The organism is Streptomyces acidiscabies, from assembly GCF_020010905.1.
GTDB classification, from domain to species: Bacteria; Actinomycetota; Actinomycetes; order Streptomycetales; family Streptomycetaceae; genus Streptomyces; species Streptomyces acidiscabies.
In genome coordinates this window covers 2492173-2506648 of the sequence record NZ_JAGJBY010000002.1, presented here as the reverse complement: position 1 = coordinate 2506648, position 14476 = coordinate 2492173, and the positions used below count along the sequence as shown (strand labels likewise).

The following is a 14476-nucleotide window of genomic DNA, read 5'->3' as shown; positions in this document are numbered from 1 at the left end:
CCGCCGGACGCCCCGAACCACCCTCCAGCACCGCCCCCTCTCCGCCCGCGCGCCCGGAACCCACCTCTTCCCCAACCACCCTCTCGCCCCCCACTGCCGCCGAACGCCCCGAACCACCCTCCAGCACCGCCCCCTCCTCAACCGCCCGCCCGGAACCCACCTCTTCCCCACCCACCCGATCCGCCCCCTCAACAGCACCCACCCACTCCGCCATTACCGCCCCCACGCTCAGCACCTCCCCACTCCCGTCCGCCCCCTCGCCGCCCGACCCGGCGCCCCGCGCCTTCCGCAACGCCCGCCGAACCGCCTCCGCAGGGCTCATCGACTCCCCCATCACCCCTCCCTCCGCAACGACACCAGGTCGGACAGCTCCCGGTCGGTCAGTTCCGTCAGTGCCGCGTCCCCGCCCCCGAGGATCGAGTCCGCGAGCGCCCGCTTGCTCTCCAGCATCTCGGCGATCCGGTCCTCGACGGTCCCCTCGGTGATGAGCCGGTGAACCTGGACGGGCTGGGTCTGCCCGATGCGGTACGCACGGTCCGTGGCCTGCTCCTCGACAGCAGGGTTCCACCACCGGTCGACGTGGATGACATGCCCCGCACGCGTGAGGTTGAGCCCGGTCCCGGCAGCCTTGAGGGACAGGACGAGCACAGGCGTGGCCCCGTCCTGAAACCGGTCGACCATGCGCTCACGCTCGGCGACAGGCGTACCGCCGTGCAGCAGCTCGACAGGAACCGCGCGGGAGGCGAGATGGGCGGTGACGAGCCGAGCCATCCCGACGTACTGCGTGAAGACGAGCGCGGACCCGTCCTCGGAGAGAACCGTGTCCAACAGCTCGTCGAGAAGGGCGAGTTTGCCGGAACGTCCGGGCGCACCGGGGTCCTGCTTGAGATAGAGCGCGGGATGGTCGCAGATCTGCTTGAGCGCCCCGAGAAGCTTGAGAACGAGCCCCCGCCGGGCCATCCCGTCGGACGTCTCGATGGCGAGCAGCGACTCACGCACGACCGCCTCGTACAGCGCGGCCTGTTCACGGGTGAGCGGCACAGGATGGTCGGTCTCGGTCTTGGGCGGAAGCTCGGGCACGATCCCGGGATCGGACTTGCGACGCCGCAACAGGAACGGCCGCACGAGACGTGCAAGACGTTCGACGGCTTCCGCGTCCTCACCGTTCTCCACCGCGCGCGCGTGCCGGGACCGGAACGCCTTGAGGGGACCGAGGAGCCCGGGCGTCGTCCAGTCGAGGAGCGCCCACAGTTCGGAGAGGTTGTTCTCGACGGGCGTGCCGGTGAGCGCCACGCGCGCGGGCGAGGGAATCGTCCTGAGCGCTTTGGCGGTCGCGGAGTGGGGATTCTTCACGTGCTGCGCCTCGTCGGCGACGACCATGTCCCAGGGCCGGCCGGCGAGCGCGGTCGCGGCGGAGCGCAGCGTGCCGTACGTCGTGAGGACGAAGCCGCCGGTGAGGTCGTCCAGCGTGCGGTCCGGTCCGTGGAAGCGGCGTACGGGGGTGCCGGGGGCGAACTTGCCGATCTCGCGCTGCCAGTTGCCGAGGAGGGAGGCGGGGCAGACCACGAGGGTGGGCTCGGGGCGGGCGCGCTTGAGGTGCAGGGCGATGAGGGTGACGGTCTTGCCGAGCCCCATGTCGTCCGCGAGGCAGCCGCCGAGGCCGAGGGAGGTCATCAGGTCCAGCCAGGCGAGGCCCTTGAGCTGGTAGTCGCGCAGGGTGGCCGTCAGCCCGGCCGGCGGCTCGGCGGGCCGTACGCCCGCGGTGAGCCGGTCACGGAGGGCGGCCAGCGCGCCCACGGGGACGGCTTCGACGGTCTCGCCGTCGATCTCCGCGCTGCCGGTGAGCGCGACGGACAGCGCGTCGACGGGGTCGAGGAGGCCGAGTTCGCGCTTGCGGGCCTTGCGGACCAGCTCCGGGTCGACGACGACCCACTGGTCGCGCAGCCGTACGACGGGCCGGTGGGCCTCGGCCAGGACGTCCATCTCGGCCTCGGTGAGCGGATCACCGGCGAGCGCCAACTGCCAGTGGAACTTGAGGAGTTCCTCGCCCTCGAAGAACCCGGTGCCGTCCGTCGCCGAGCCGGGCGCGGAGCGCACGACGGCGGTGACGGTGAGGTCCTGCGCGAGGTCGCGGGGCCAGTGGACGGCGACTCCGGCCTGCGCGAGCCGGGCCCCCGCGCGGCCCAGGAGGTCGGTCAGCTCCTCCTCGGAGAGGGCCAGCGCGTCCGGCGCGTCCCGCTCGGCGAGGCGGGCCAGCGGGGGCCACACGCGCGCGGCGCGCCGTACGGCGAGCGCGGCGTCCACGCGCGCGCGGGGGCCGAACGCGGCTTCGGCGGCGCCCGTCCACAGGGCCGAGGCGTCGGTCACGAGCGTCGGGTCGGCGAGGCTGTGGACCTGGACGATCGCGGCTCCCGCGCGGGCGGCGTCCTCGCTGTCGTCGAACACGGCGGACGCGGAGAGGTCGAGGCGCAGCGAGATCCGTACGCCCGCGTCGCGCCCGGCGGCGACCTCGGCGGCCCAGTCGCGGGCGCCGGGGAGGCGCTGGGGGCGCTGGTCGGCGAAGGGGCGGCCGACGGTGTGGGGTGCGGCGGGGGTGCGCGGGAGGGTGTCGGCGACGGCGTCCAGGAAGGCCCGCACCAGCGGTTCGGGGTCGGGCAGGCGCAGGGGGCCCGCGCCGGGGAGCGGTACCGCGTGGCCCTCGTACGGCAGGGCGGCGGCGATCGCGCGCAGGTGCGCGAGGTCCTCGGGGTCGAGCGGGCCCGCGCGCCAGGCGTCGTCCCCGGCGGGGGTCAGGCCCGGCAGCAGTCGCCCGCGCGCGACGAGCCGCAGCGCGTGCAGGGCGGCGGCGCCCCAGCAGGCGGTGGCGGGGTGGGCGGCGGGGTCGCGGCGGGCGCGCACCAGGAGGGGCAGGGCGCGCTCCAGGGGCAGCGACAGCGCCGGGGCCTGCCGACGGCGGGCCCCGGCCGCGCCGTGCGGCCGTACGACCGTCAGGTCCGTGACGTCACCGGCGGGCAGTGGGCCGTCCGCGGGGTCCCAGAACGCGACGCGGCCCGCGCGGGGCAGCGGGGCGGGCAGGAAGACGGCCGCCAGCCGCGAGGGCACCTCCACCACCTGCTCGTCCATGCGCTTCGTCCACCTCCGCCCGTGTCTCGGATCCGGTCGTCTCCGACTCTACGGGCGGGGTCTGACAATCGGTCCCGGAGACCGGCCGGGGCCGCCTGTCACGGGGTCTCAGGGGCTGGTGCGGGAGACGACGTACACGAACGGGTTGTCGGTGTTCCAGGTGTTCACGACGACGTCCAGGGTCGGCTTGGGGTTCTTCTGCTCCTTCACGAGGCCGAGGTTGTCGCCGGGTCGGGCGCCCGGGCCGGTGAAGTTCCAGCCGGTGATGCCCTGATCGCGCGCGTTGACGGCGATCTCGCCCTTGACCAGGTCGGCGCGGGTGAGCCCGAGGTCGGCGAGGAACTCGTCCAGCCCGGCGTTCGTCGTCTGGAACTGGACGTACAGGCGGCTGGTGCGCCAGTTGTTGGTCTCGTAGTACGCGACGTTGACCGAGGGGTGCGGCACCGGTACGTCGTACAGGCGGCGCTGCACCTTCGACGGCCAGCCCTTGCTGAGGCCGGTCGCCGAGTACTTCGCCTCCTTGTCCTTGCCGCTGTCCCGGCTCTGCGCGGCGGAGATCACCAGATAACCCGCCGGTACGCCGATCAGCAGCACGATGATCAGCAGGGTGAGCGCCCTGCGCCGGATCACGTGCCCTCGGTCCTCCGGGGGGCGGGACGGTTCGTCCGGGGGCGCCGCCTGCCGGGGCAGCGCCGCGGTCACGCCGAGTCCTGCGTACGGCGTGTCTCGGCGAACCGCTCGTAGCGCTCGTACCGCTCCACCCGGCGCCGCTTCGCGCGGCGGAACCTGCGGGCCACCAGGCGGGCCAGGTCGGCGGCGCCCACCATGCCGGCCTCGGGGCCGAGCTGCGCGCGCACGATGCGCGCCTCGGGGCGGTAGCCGCGGCCGGTGAGCTGGCGCTTGAACGCGTCCCGCGCGGGCACGATGAGCAGGTCGTCGGCGGCCGACACGCCGCCGCCGATGACGAAGCACGACGGGTCGAGGGCGGCGGCCAGGTTCGCGATGCCGACGCCGAGCCACTGGCCGATGTCCTGGAGCAGCTCGATGCACATCGCGTCGCCCTCGCGGGCCAGCTCCGTGATCGTCGGGCCGGTGATGTCGTCGATCTGGCCCTTGACGTGCTCGATGAGCCCGTACGCGACCGGCGAGTCCGCCACCGCCAGTTCCTTCGCCTCGCGCACGAGCGCGTTGCCGGAGCTGTACTGCTCCCAGCAGCCGCGGTTGCCGCACGGGCAGCGGTGGCCGCCGGGGACGACCTGCATGTGCCCGAACTCGCCCGCCACGCCGTACTTGCCGCGCTTGACCTGGCCGTCCTCCAGGATCGCGCCGCCGATGCCGGTGCCCAGCGTGATCATCACCAGGTGGTCCTCGCCGCGGCCCGCGCCGAACCGCCACTCCGCCCACGCCGCCGTGTTGGCGTCGTTGTCCACCAGGACCGGCACCGACAGGCGGCCCGAGAGGCGGTCGCGCAGGGGCTCGTTGCGCCACGACAGGTGCGGGGCGAACAGGACGCGGTTGCGGTCCGCGTCCACCCAGCCGGCCGCGCCGATGCCGACCGCGTGCACGTCGTGGCGGTCCGAGAGGTCCAGGACCAGTTCGACGATCGTGTCCTCGACGACCTTCGGGCTCTTCGACTTGTCCGGGGTCTCCGTGCGGAGCTTCTCCAGGATGTTGCCGTCGGCGTCGACCACGCCCGCCATGACCTTGGTGCCGCCGATGTCGATGCCGACCGTCGGGACGCGGGGCGCCGTCAGGTGTGAGCGGCGTTCGCGGGTGCCGACGGTGCGCAGGACCGGGGCTCGGCGGGAGCCGATGGGGGCGGTGAAGGTGCCGTAGGTGCTCATCGGGCTTGATTCTGCCGCACGCGCGTGTAGGGCGCCGAGCGGGGCAGGGGGTGGGGGGTTCTGTGCATCGCCGTCTGCGGGTGCATCGTGGTTACTCGCGCAGTTCCCCGCGCCCCTGGGTTCGTTGCAGCTCGTGGCGTAGAGCGTCCAGCTCTGTTCCACCCGCCATTTGGCTGGTCAGCTCGTCCAGCGTGATCTCGTCCCGCGCGTAGTTGCCCGCCATGGCCCCCCTCTTCAGCAGCACGAACCTGTCCCCCACCAGATACGCGTGATGCGGGTTGTGGGTGATGAAGACCACGCCCAGGCCCTCGTCCCTCGCCGCCGCCACGTACTTGAGGACCACGCCCGACTGCTTCACGCCCAGCGCCGCCGTCGGTTCGTCCAGGACCAGGACCTTCGCGCCGAAGTACACCGCCCTCGCGATCGCCACGCACTGGCGTTCGCCGCCCGACAGTGTGCCGATGGGTTGATCGACGTCACGGAGGTCGATGCCCATGCGGAGCAGTTCCGCGTGGGTCGTGCGGCGCATGAAGTCCGTGTCGAGGCGTTTGAAGGGGCCCTTGCCGACGCGGGGCTCGGAGCCGAGGAAGAAGTTGCGCCAGACCGGCATGAGGCCGACGACGGCGAGGTCCTGGTAGACGGTGGCGATGCCGCGGTCGAGGGCGTCGCGCGGGGAGGTCAGATGGGTTGATTCACCGTCAATGTTGAGCGTGCCGCCGTCATGTTGATGCAGTCCGGCAATGATCTTGATCAATGTTGACTTGCCGGCGCCGTTGTCGCCGAGGACGCAGGTGATCTCGCCCGCGTTGACGGCCAGCGAGACGCCCTCCAGCGCGCGGATGTTGCCGTAGTGCTTGCTGACGTCGGTCAGTTCGACGAGGGTCACTTGGTCGCCTCCGCGCGCTTGCGGACCCACGTGTTGAGGAGGGTCGCGAGGAGCAGCATCGCTCCGAGGAAGAACTTGAACCAGTCGGGGTTCCACTCGGCGAAGACGATGCCCTTGCTGGTCATGCCGAAGATGAGCGCGCCGACCGCCGAGCCGACGGCGCTGCCGTAGCCGCCGGTGATGAGGCAGCCGCCGATGACGGCCGCGATGATGTAGATCAACTCGTTGCCGACGCCCTCGCCGGACTGGACGACGTCGTAGCTGAACAGCAGGTGCTGACCGGAGATCCACGCCCCGAAGGCGACGCCCATGTAGAGGCCGATCTTCGTGCGGACGACCGGGACGCCGACCGCGCGGGCCGCGTCCTCGTTGCCGCCGACGGCGAAGATCCAGTTGCCCGCGCGGGTGCGCAGCAGGATCCAGGAGGCGAGGGCGACGAGGCCGAACCACCACAGGATGGTGACCTTGAAGTCGACGCCGCCGATGGTGAACGTGGAGGCGAAGAGGTCGCGGGCGGAGGGGAAGCCCTCCATGTCGGCGATGGTCTTGGTGGACACCGTGTCGTCGATCAACTTGGTCAACCCGAGATTCAACCCGGTCAACATGAGGAACGTGCCCAGCGTGACGATGAAGCTGGGCAGCTTGGTGCGGGTGAGCACGAACCCGTTGAACACGCCGATCGCGAGCGTGACCAGCAGGGACACACCGACGCCGACCCAGACGTTGGCCGTCATCTGGTAGCTGAACATGGATGAGATCAATGCTGACGACGTCACCATGACGCCCGCCGACAGGTCGAACTCACCGCCGATCATCAGCAGGGCGACGGGGACGGCCATGATGCCGATCGTCGAGGACGCGTACAGGACGGTGGACAGGCTCGCGGCGCGCAGGAAGCTGTCGGCGATCACCGCGAAGAACAGGAAGACGGCGATCGCGCCGACCACGGACCCCAGTTCGGGCCGGCCGAGGAGGCGGCGCAGCGGGGAGGTCTCCAGCAGGCGTTCGTCGGTCGTGGCGGTCATCGGGTGCCCCGCTCGGTGTACTGGGCGAGCCGGGCCGCCTGGTCCTTGGTGATGATCTGAGGGCCGGTCAGGACGGGCTTGCCGCCGCCGAGGACGTCGTCGTTGTATCGATACAGCCAGAGCAGGTCGACGGCCTCGTAGCCCTGGAGGTACGGCTGCTGGTCGACCGCGAAGCCGAGGGAGCCGTTCGAGAGGCCCTCGGCGACCTTGGCGTTGAGGTCGAAGGTGTCGATCTCGGCCTTGCTGCCCGCGCCCTGCTTCGCCTTGACGGCGGTGTCGGCGTACGGCGCGCCGAGGGTGACGACGGCGTCGACCGAGGTGTCGGCCTGGAGCTTGGCCTCGATCGCTGACTGCACGTCGGGCATGTTGGTGCCGGTGACGTACAGGTTCTGGACGCTGCCGGTGAACGTCTTGGCGACGCCCGCGCAGCGCTGTTCGTGGCCGACGTTGCCCTGTTCGTGCAGGATGCAGACCGCCTTCTTCCTGCCGCGCTTGTTCAGCTCCTCGCCCACGGCCTCGCCGGCGACGGTCTCGTCCTGCCCGATGTGGGCGAGCGCGCCGAACGCCTTGGACTCGGCGGAGCCGGAGTTGACGGTGATGACGGGGATACCGGCCTTCACCGCGCGCGCGAGGGAGGCCTTCAGGGCGTCCGGCTTGGCGAGGGTGACGATGATGCCGTCGACCTTCTTGTCGACGGCCGCGTCGACGAGCTGGGCCTGCTGCTGGGCCTCGTCGTCGTGGGAGTACAGGAAGTTGATGTTGTCCTTGACGGCGGCCTGTTTGGCGCCGTTCTGGACGATGTCCCAGAAGGTGTCCCCGTCGCCGGAGTGGGTGATCATCGCGAACGTCCAGCGGGGCGTGTTCACCGCCGCCCTGCCCTGGGCCGACGCGGCCTTGCGGGCGTCCTCGGCGCGCTTGCCCCCGGTGCTGCTGCATCCCGCGAGGGACACGCACAGCGCCCCCGCCACCGCGATCCCTGCCCAGGTCCGAAAACGTGCCACGAGGCCGTGCCCTTCTTGCCGTCCTGCCGTGCTCTGTCGTCCGTCCGCGCCCGGTGACCGCTCACCGGACGCAAACGCCCCAGTATCGAACAGGGGGGTCCCCGGACGCGCGGCCGGGGACCGCGACTCGGTCGCATTGTCCGGACATCAGGACGGATGCCCCTTCCGACACGCGCGCGGGAGCGCGAGAAGGGATCACGGAAAGGCCCGCGCAGGTCGTCCCGCGCGGGCCCCGACGGCTACGGCGCCCTCAGGGCCGTACGAGGAGCTGGAACTCGAAGGAGTAGCGGCTGGGGCGGTAGATGTGGTCGCCGAACTCGACCGCGCGGCCGGTGTCGTCGAACGTGGTGCGCTGCATCGTGAGCAGGGGTGCACCCTCGGGCTCGGCGAGGCGGTCGGCCTCGGGGGCGGTCGCCGCGCGCGCGCCGATGGACTGGCGGGCGCTGTGGAGGGTGATCCCGGCCGCGCGCATGAGGCGGTAGAGGCCGGTGGCCTCCAGCTGGCCGGTGTCGAGGTCGAGGAGCCCGGCGGGGAGGTGGTTGCACAGGTACGCCATCGGCTCGCCGTGCGCGAGGCGCAGGCGTTCGACGCGCTGGACCTCGCTGCCCTCGGCGACCCCGAGCGCGGCGGCGACCTCGGCGGTGGCGGGGACGGCCGCGTTGACCAGGACGGTCGTCGCGGGGCGCTGGCCGGCCGCCTCCAGGTCGTCGTAGAGGCTGCTCAGTTCGAGGGGCCGCTTGACCTGGCTGTGCACGACCTGGGTACCGACGCCCCGGCGGCGCACGAGGAGCCCTTTGTCGACGAGGGACTGGATGGCCTGGCGGACGGTCGGGCGGGACAGGCCGAGACGCGCGGCGAGCTCGATCTCGTTGCCGAGGAGGCTGCCGGGGGTGAGCGAGCCGTGCTCGATGGCCGCCTCCAGCTGCTGCGACAGCTGGAAGTACAACGGCACCGGAGAGCTTCTGTCCACGCGGAGTTCGAGCTGCACGGTCGGGTCCACTTCTGGTTTCGGCACGGCCCGAGCGTAGCCGTGGGGTCCGTCGACGGGAAGTTGCGCAGTCAGATTGTCCGGACATTCGGATTGACAGGGTGCGGCCCGCGACCTCACTTTGTCCTCATGCGTATCGGCGTCATCGGGACGGGCCGCATCGGCACGATTCATGCGAACACACTGAGGCGGCACCGCGAGGTCGGCTCCCTGATCCTGACCGACGCGAACCCCGCGCGGGCGCAGGAGGCAGCGCTGCGGCTCGGCGAGACGGCGGCGCCCGGGGTGGACGAGATCTTCCGCTGGGGCGTGGACGCGGTGGTGATCACCGCGTCCACGGCGGCGCACGCCGAGCTGATCGGCCGGGCCGCGCGGGCGGGGCTGCCGGTCTTCTGCGAGAAGCCGATCGCGCTCGACCTGCCGGGCACGCTGCACGCGCTCGCCGAGGTGGAGGCGGCCGGGACGGTGCTCCAGATGGGCTTCCAGCGGCGCTTCGACACCGGCTACCTGGGCGCCCGCGAGGCCGTCCGTGCGGGCCGCCTGGGGCGGCTGCACACGGTGCGGACGGTGACGTCCGACCAGACGCCGCCGCCCGCCGACTGGCTGCCGGTGTCCGGCGGGATCTTCCGGGACGACCTGATGCACGACTACGACGCCCTGCGCTGGGTGACCGGGCGGGAGGTGACGCAGGTGTACGCCACGGGCTCGGACGCCGGGCCGCCGATGTTCCGCGCGGCGGGCGACGTCGATACGGCGGCGGCGGTGCTGACCCTGGAGGGCGGCACGCTGGCGACGGCCACGGCGACACGGATGAACGGCGCCGGGTACGACGTGCGCATGGAGCTGGCCGGGGAGCTGGACCAGATCGTCGTCGGGCTGGACGACCGGACGCCCATCGCCTCCACCGAGCCGACCGGCCCGCCCGCCGCCGACAAGCCCTGGAGCGGCTTCCTGGAGCGTTTCGCGCCGTCCTACGAGGCCGAGCTGAACGCGTTCGTCGAAGTGGTCCGGGGCGAGCGCGCGAACCCCTGTGACGGCCGTGAGGCGCTCCAGGCGCAGCGGATCGCGGAGGCGTGCGCCGTGTCCCTGCGGGAGCGCAGACCGGTGTATCTGGGGGAGCTTCCGGGGGCGCACGCGTAGACGGGGCCGTACGCGCGCGCATAAATGCGAACCCGAGTCAGCTTGGCGGGCCGACCGACCGGTTTCACCGCCGCTTCCGGCAGGGACACGGCCGTCCCCGCGCGGCGCCCGGCTCACCCTGTCGACCACCGCACCGGCAGGCTCCGCACCCCGCGTATCAGCATCCCCGGCAGCCACTCCCCGGCCGGCCCGTCGAGGGCGAGTCCGGGCGCGCGCTCCAGGAGCGAGGCGATGGCCGTACGCGCCTCCAGGCGGGCCAGCGGGGCGCCGAGGCAGTAGTGGATGCCGTGCCCGAACGCGAGGTGGCCCCGGGTGTCGCGGCGGGGGTCGAAGCGGTCGGGGTCGGGGTAGCGCGCGGGGTCGCGGTTGGGTGCGGCGAGGCCGATGACCACGGAGGCGCCCTTCGCTATCCGGGCGCCGCCGATCTCCAGGGGCTGCGCGGCGTACCGGTACGTCGCGTTCTCCACCGGACCCTCCCAGCGCAGGGTCTCCTCGATGACGCCGTCCAGGAGGCCGGGGTCCGCGCGCAGGGCGTCGAGGAGTGCGGGGCGGGTCAGGAGCGTGTGCACGGTGTTGGTGATCAGGTTGACGGTCGTCTCGTGGCCGGCGATGAGCAACAGGAAGGCCATGCCTCGCAGTTCGGCCCGGGAGAGGCGGTCGCCGTCCTCGGCGGTGGTGCGGATCAGGTCGCTCAGCAGGTCGTCGGTGGGCGCGGTGCAGCGCTTGTCCTCGATCAGCTCGGTCAGGTAGCCGGAGAGGCGGGCGAACGCCTCGGGGCCGGTGCCGGGTCCGCTGGGCGCGACGACCTCGGTGGACATCGCGCGGAAGGCGGCGCGGTCCAGTTCGGGGACGCCGAGCAGCTCGCAGATGACGGTGATGGGCAGCGGGAAGGAGAAGGCGTCGACGAGGTCGGCGCGCCCGCGCGGGACCATCGCGTCGAGGAGTCCGTCGGTGATCTCCTGGACCCTCGGGGCGAGGCCCTGCACGCGGCGCGCGGTGAACGCGCGGGTGACGAGGGAGCGCAGGCGGGTGTGCTCGGGCGGGTCGGTGCCGAGCAGGTGACGGCTGATCGCCGACTCGTCGGGGTCGCCGGCGGCCAGCCCGCGCTGGTCCTTGGCGAGCCTGCCGTCGGCGAGCGCGGCCCGCGCCTCCTCGTACCCGACGACGAGCCAGGTCTCCCAGGCGCCGTCGGCTCCGCCGAGCAGCACCCGGTGCACCGGGCCCCGCTCGCGCAGGCGCGCGTACACGGGGTGCGGGTCGCGCCGGAACTCCTCCCCCAGGTCCGTCAGGTCGACGACTCCCCGCTCGCCGGACCCCCACAGATCGACCACGTCACCCATGCTCTTCCCTCCCGTCGCCCCGTCACCCCAGACAACGGACGGCGGCGGCGTGAAGTGCCCGCCGGGCTACGCCTCTTCGTCGAGCAGCCCCGCGTCGTAGGCGAGCAGCGCGATCTGGACGCGGTTGTTGAGGCCGAGCCGGGCGAGGATCTTGGAGACGTGGGACTTGACGGTCGCGACGCTCATGAACAGGTCGGCGGCGATCTCGGCGTTGCTCATGCCGCGGCCGACGCGGACGACGACCTCCCGTTCGCGGTCGCCGAGTTCGGCCATGCGCGTGCGGGCGCGGGCGTGGCGGGTGTCGGCGGCGGTGCCGGCCGCGTGGGCCATCAGCTGGCGGGTGACGACGGGTGACAGGACGGGGTCGCCGGCCGCGACCCTGCGGACGGCGTCGAGGATCTCGGCGGGCGGCGTGTCCTTGAGGACGAATCCGGCGGCGCCCGCGCGCAGGGCGCGCAGGACCTGTTCGTCGGCGTGGAAGGTGGTGAGGACGACGACCTGGGGCGCGTCCGCGCGGGCGCGCAGGTGTTCGGTGGCGGTGAGGCCGTCCACGGCGGGCATCCGGATGTCCATCAGGACGACGTCGGGCCGCGTCCGTTCGACGAGCGCCTCGACCTCGGCGCCGTCGGCCGCCTCCCCGACGATCCGTACGTCGTCGGCGCCGCCCAGCATCAGGGACAGCCCGGCCCGCACCAGCGGATCGTCGTCCACGAGGAGCAGTCTGATCGTCGTAGTCATGGGCTTACGAAACCATGTCCCGCCGCCCCTCCCGCACCCCGTCCCGATGCCTCTCGCGTACGCCTCACCGCGCCCCCTCCGTCCGCCACGGCAGCCAGGCGCGGACCTCGAACCCGCCGTCGTCCAGGGGCCCGTGGGTGAGGGTGCCGCCGGCGAGGGCGGCGCGTTCGGTGAGGCCGATGAGGCCCTGTCCGGAGCCGGGGACGTGCGGGACGTCGCCCTCGGGCGCGGGGTTGACGACGAGGACGGTGAGGCCGTCGCCGGGGGCGCCGGTGACCGTGACCGACACCTCGGTGCCGGGGGCGTGCTTGCGGGCGTTGGTGAGGGCCTCCTGGGCGATGCGGTAGGCGGTGCGGCCGGTGGAGGCGGGGACGGAGGCGGGGTCGGTGAGGCGCTGATCGAGGGTGACCTTCATGCCGGCCTCGCGGGACTCGGCGGCGAGCGCGTCCAGACCGCCGAGGGTGGGCTGCGGGCGGCCCTTGTCGTCGGGGTCGCCCGCGCGCAGGACGCCGATGATCTCGCGCAGGTCCTGGAGGGCCTCGTGGGCGCTCTCCCGGATCACCCCGGCCGCGCGGGCGATCTCCTGCTGCGGCGCGTCGGGGCGGAACTCCAGCGCGCCCGCGTGGACGCTCAGGAGGGTCAGCCGGTGCGCGAGGACGTCGTGCATCTCGCGCGCGATGGCCTCGCGCGCGAGGCGCTGGGCCTGTTCCGCGCGCAACTGCGCCTCGGTCTCGGCGCGGTGCGCGCGGTCGCGCAGGCTGAGCATGAGCTGGCGCTTGGAGCGGACGAACAGGCCCCAGCCGACGACGGCGGCGCCGAGCACGGTGACGAGGACGAGCGTGCCCAGGTACGGCAGGTCGGGGTCGGGGCGCATCCAGTAGAAGAACGGCATCACCCCCAGGGAGGCGGCGCTGATCCAGCCGGACTGCTTGAGGGGCCGGTGGACGACCAGGGTGAAGATGGAGATCAGCCCGGCGCCGCCCGAGGTGGCGGACAGCAGGCTGACGGGGATCAGCGCGACGGCGAACCCGACCGGCCAGCGCCGGCGCACCCACACGGCGGCGCAGGACAGCGCTCCGAGGACCTGGTCGAGGACGGCGAAGGAGTACGGGAGGTCGGCCTCCTTACGGAGGCTGTCGGCGGCGAGGAGCCCCACCAGGACGGCCAGGAAGAACGCGGTGAAGTCGACGAACCAGTCGCGCGCGGTGCGCCGGGGCCGCCCGCGCACCCGCGCGGGGTCGGTGTCGGTGTCGGTGTCGGTGTCGGTGTCGGTCTCCAGCTCCGCGACGACAGCGGACGGCAGCAGCCAGCGCGGCCCTGCGAACGCCCGTGTCCCCCGGTCTTGCGTCACGGTCTTCACAGCCGACAAATCTATGCCGCCCTCATGGCCCCTGACCGTCCTGTGCGGGTGATCGGCTACCTAAGTCGCGGCGGAACCGACTTTCGGCGACCGCACCCGGCCCGACCGGCTCCTTCCGTAGAACCGGTGTCGCCCTGCGGCCGATGTGCGAGGGGGGTCCGCGCGGCGAGACTCGCAGGCATGAAGCAGTTGCTGGAGGTTCTCGGTTTTCTCATCCTCGTGCAGGGCGGGATGGGGCTCCTGCACGAGTTCGCCGGCTGGGACGTCGGTCTCGTGCAGAAGGTCGGTTTCCTCGACGGGGCGGAGGTGTACGCGAGCATCGCGCTCGTGGTGCTCGGGTGCGCGCTGTTCGCCGTGGCGGAACGCCGGAAGCCCGACTGATGCAGCCGGGCTTCCGGGTGGGGGCGCCTGTCCTCAGGGCCGAGCGTGGGGGTGGCTCAGCAGGAGAAGTCGATCAGGTCGAAGGTCGCGTAGTGGTCGGAGGTGTAGTAGTCCTCCTGGGACTGCTGCCCGGTGACGACGCGGCGCGCGCCGCGCGTCGAGGAGCCCGGGGTGATCACGGTGTACTCGTGGTAGTAGCCGCTGGACCGGCTCGGCAGGACGCCTTCGCGGTTCTGGAAGACGACGCCGTCCTGCGAGTAGGGGAACGGGCCACCCTGGTCGATCAGGTTCAGGGTGGTGTGCGCCTGCGACGGCAGGTCGCCGTAGCAGATGCTGCCGACCGCGGCAGCGGCCGGGGACGCGGTGGCGACGGTGCCGCCGACCAGGAGGGCCGACAGGACGGCGGCAGCGGCGCCGACTCGGGTGATGCGTGGGGGGAATCTCATGGCTCCATGATGACGCGCGTAGATGATGGCATGTCAACGACAAGTCCGAAGATTTTCCCGGCAAGTCCGAAGCGTTTTCAGGAAGTTAACCTGGGGCTGGGCATAGGCCGGGAGTTCGGCCGCGAGGCGACGGGGTTCCCGGGCTCCACGGCGCGGGGCGGGGCCCGTTGCCGTCGGGCCGGACCCCGCCCCGCGCGCGGAACT

Annotated in this window: 13 protein-coding genes; 2 read left to right on the top strand and 11 right to left on the bottom strand. The window is 72.4% G+C overall.

Features of this window, described 5'->3' with window-relative positions:
- Positions 1-333: 333 nt before the first annotated feature.
- The 7 genes from J8M50_RS37990 to J8M50_RS37960 form a co-directional block, all read right to left on the bottom strand.
- Positions 334-3123: an SCO1167/SCO6262 family helicase gene (locus J8M50_RS37990; protein WP_059042553.1), complete on the bottom strand. Its 2790-nt coding sequence runs from the start codon at positions 3121-3123 to the stop codon at positions 334-336.
- Positions 3124-3231: 108 nt separating this feature from the next.
- A complete protein-coding gene (locus J8M50_RS37985; protein WP_010355123.1) occupies positions 3232-3825 on the bottom strand; it encodes a hypothetical protein in 594 nt (197 codons plus the stop codon).
- The gene (locus tag J8M50_RS37980) at positions 3822-4967 is read right to left on the bottom strand and encodes an ROK family glucokinase (protein WP_010355124.1); all 1146 of its coding nucleotides are present in this window, start codon (positions 4965-4967) and stop codon (positions 3822-3824) included. Before J8M50_RS37980 ends, J8M50_RS37985 begins: the two co-directional genes overlap by 4 nt.
- A gap of 91 nt (positions 4968-5058) precedes the next feature.
- A complete protein-coding gene (locus J8M50_RS37975; protein ID WP_010355125.1) occupies positions 5059-5853 on the bottom strand; it encodes an ATP-binding cassette domain-containing protein in 795 nt (264 codons plus the stop codon).
- Positions 5850-6878, bottom strand: coding sequence for an ABC transporter permease (locus tag J8M50_RS37970; protein WP_010355126.1), 1029 nt, complete (start codon positions 6876-6878; stop codon positions 5850-5852). The genes J8M50_RS37975 and J8M50_RS37970 overlap by 4 nt, the downstream gene beginning before the upstream one ends.
- Positions 6875-7879, bottom strand: coding sequence for a sugar ABC transporter substrate-binding protein (locus J8M50_RS37965; RefSeq protein WP_029184055.1), 1005 nt, complete (start codon positions 7877-7879; stop codon positions 6875-6877). The genes J8M50_RS37970 and J8M50_RS37965 overlap by 4 nt, the downstream gene beginning before the upstream one ends.
- Before the next feature lie 250 nt (positions 7880-8129).
- Positions 8130-8867 carry a GntR family transcriptional regulator gene (locus J8M50_RS37960; RefSeq protein ID WP_086014018.1) on the bottom strand — a complete coding sequence of 246 codons (738 nt, stop codon included), beginning with the start codon at positions 8865-8867 and terminating at the stop codon, positions 8130-8132.
- Positions 8868-8996: 129 nt separating this feature from the next.
- On the opposite strand from J8M50_RS37960, the gene J8M50_RS37955 reads away from it, so the two are divergent.
- Positions 8997-10007 (top strand): Gfo/Idh/MocA family protein, encoded by a 1011-nt coding sequence (locus J8M50_RS37955; protein ID WP_010355129.1) that lies wholly within the window; start codon positions 8997-8999, stop codon positions 10005-10007.
- A 113-nt stretch (positions 10008-10120) separates the two neighbouring features.
- Here the strand turns inward: J8M50_RS37955 and J8M50_RS37950 are convergent, their stop codons facing one another.
- From J8M50_RS37950 to J8M50_RS37940, 3 genes are all read right to left on the bottom strand, one after another.
- A complete protein-coding gene (locus J8M50_RS37950; protein WP_010355130.1) occupies positions 10121-11347 on the bottom strand; it encodes a cytochrome P450 family protein in 1227 nt (408 codons plus the stop codon).
- A gap of 66 nt (positions 11348-11413) precedes the next feature.
- The gene (locus J8M50_RS37945) at positions 11414-12085 is read right to left on the bottom strand and encodes a response regulator (RefSeq protein ID WP_010355131.1); all 672 of its coding nucleotides are present in this window, start codon (positions 12083-12085) and stop codon (positions 11414-11416) included.
- Between the two features lie 64 nt (positions 12086-12149).
- The gene (locus J8M50_RS37940; RefSeq protein ID WP_010355132.1) at positions 12150-13445 is read right to left on the bottom strand and encodes a sensor histidine kinase; all 1296 of its coding nucleotides are present in this window, start codon (positions 13443-13445) and stop codon (positions 12150-12152) included.
- Between the two features lie 180 nt (positions 13446-13625).
- Here J8M50_RS37940 and J8M50_RS37935 point away from each other — a divergent pair, with 180 nt between their 5' ends.
- On the top strand, positions 13626-13826 hold the full coding sequence (locus J8M50_RS37935) for a hypothetical protein (RefSeq protein WP_010355133.1): 201 nt from the start codon (positions 13626-13628) through the stop codon (positions 13824-13826).
- Positions 13827-13882: 56 nt separating this feature from the next.
- Here the strand turns inward: J8M50_RS37935 and J8M50_RS37930 are convergent, their stop codons facing one another.
- Positions 13883-14272: a ribonuclease domain-containing protein gene (locus J8M50_RS37930; protein WP_010355134.1), complete on the bottom strand. Its 390-nt coding sequence runs from the start codon at positions 14270-14272 to the stop codon at positions 13883-13885.
- Between the last annotated feature and the right edge of the window lie 204 nt (positions 14273-14476).

Bases quoted from the DNA above. Each gene is read 5' to 3' on its own strand.
- J8M50_RS37980 (WP_010355124.1), bottom strand. From the start codon at position 4,967: ATGAGCACCTACGGCACCTTCACCGCCCCCATCGGCTCCCGCCGAGCC.
- J8M50_RS37945 (WP_010355131.1), bottom strand. From the start codon at position 12,085: ATGACTACGACGATCAGACTGCTCCTCGTGGACGACGATCCGCTGGTG.
- J8M50_RS37955 (WP_010355129.1), top strand. From the start codon at position 8,997: ATGCGTATCGGCGTCATCGGGACGGGCCGCATCGGCACGATTCATGCG.
- J8M50_RS37990 (WP_059042553.1), bottom strand. From the start codon at position 3,123: ATGGACGAGCAGGTGGTGGAGGTGCCCTCGCGGCTGGCGGCCGTCTTC.
- J8M50_RS37970 (WP_010355126.1), bottom strand. From the start codon at position 6,878: ATGACCGCCACGACCGACGAACGCCTGCTGGAGACCTCCCCGCTGCGC.
- J8M50_RS37950 (WP_010355130.1), bottom strand. From the start codon at position 11,347: ATGGGTGACGTGGTCGATCTGTGGGGGTCCGGCGAGCGGGGAGTCGTC.
- J8M50_RS37935 (WP_010355133.1), top strand. From the start codon at position 13,626: ATGAAGCAGTTGCTGGAGGTTCTCGGTTTTCTCATCCTCGTGCAGGGC.
- J8M50_RS37930 (WP_010355134.1), bottom strand. From the start codon at position 14,272: ATGAGATTCCCCCCACGCATCACCCGAGTCGGCGCCGCTGCCGCCGTC.